The organism is Novosphingobium aureum (assembly GCF_015865035.1).
GTDB classification, from domain to species: Bacteria; Pseudomonadota; Alphaproteobacteria; order Sphingomonadales; family Sphingomonadaceae; genus Novosphingobium; species Novosphingobium aureum.
Genome location: NZ_JADZGI010000017.1, coordinates 1 through 1,086, shown reverse-complemented (window position 1 = coordinate 1,086; position 1,086 = coordinate 1). Strand labels below are relative to the sequence as shown.

The window sequence follows — 1,086 nt, the reverse complement described above, 5'->3', positions numbered from 1 at the left end:
CCCGCCTCGACGAGCTTGCGGCCCTGGACGTAGTCCTTGACCATGTTGACGCAGTCGAGCGCGATCACGCGGCCTTGCCTGAGGTAAATGACCGAGAAGCTGCGTTCGTCCGGATCGCCGCGCATCACGGTCTCGTCGTAGCCCGCGCTGATCCCGGCTGTCTGCAGTTTCAGGTCGTACTGGTTAGACCAGAACCACGGGAAGGCCTTGTAGGGCTTTTCCTCGCCGCAGATCGCCTTGGCGACGCAGGTCGCCATGTCGTTGGCGTTCTGCACCGATTCGACGCGCATCACGTCGCCGCCCGCGTAGTCGCAGGCAAAGGCCGCGCAGTCGCCCACCGCGTAGACGTCGGGCAGCGAGGTGCGGCAGTATTCGTCGACGTCGATGCCGTTCGCCCCGGCGGCGCCCGCCGCGATCAGCGGGCCGACCGCGGGCACGATGCCGATGCCCACGATCACCGCATCGGCGGGTACGATCTCGCCGTCGGCGAGCTTCACGCCGGTGACCTTGTGCCCATCTCCCTCGAGGCACTCGACCCCGACGCCGGTGCGCAGGTCGACGCCGTGGTCGCGGTGCTCCTTCTGGTAGAACGCGGACAGCTCCTCGCCCGCCACGCGCGCGAGCACGCGCGGCGCGGCTTCGAGCAGCGTGACCTCGAGCCCGAGCTTGGTGAGCACCGCCGCGGCCTCGAGCCCGATGTAGCCACCGCCCACGACCACGACCTTGCGCGTGCCCGCATCGACCTCGGCCATGAGCGCATCGCAGTCGGCGCGGGTGCGCACCGCGTGGACGCCCGCAAGGTCCGCGCCCGAACACGAAAGCCGGCGCGGATCGCCGCCGGTGGCCCAAACCAGCGTGCCATACTCTAGCGTGTCACCGCCCGTGATCGTGACCTCGTGGCCCTGCGGATCGACTTTCGTCACCTCGCAGCCCAGCTTGAACGTCACGTCCTTGTCGGCCCAGAAGGTCGCGGGACGGATGAACAGGCGGTCGAAGGTCTTCTCGCGCGCGAAATATTCCTTGGAGAGCGGCGGGCGCTCGTAGGGGTATTCGGGCTCGCGGCCGATCACCGTGATCGTGCCCTCA

General features: G+C 68.4%; 1 protein-coding gene. It reads right to left on the bottom strand.

Annotation, left to right across the window (positions count from 1 at the left end):
- On the bottom strand, positions 1-1,086 hold a 1,086-nt coding region (locus I5E68_RS19950), incomplete at both ends, for an NAD(P)/FAD-dependent oxidoreductase (protein WP_197167479.1).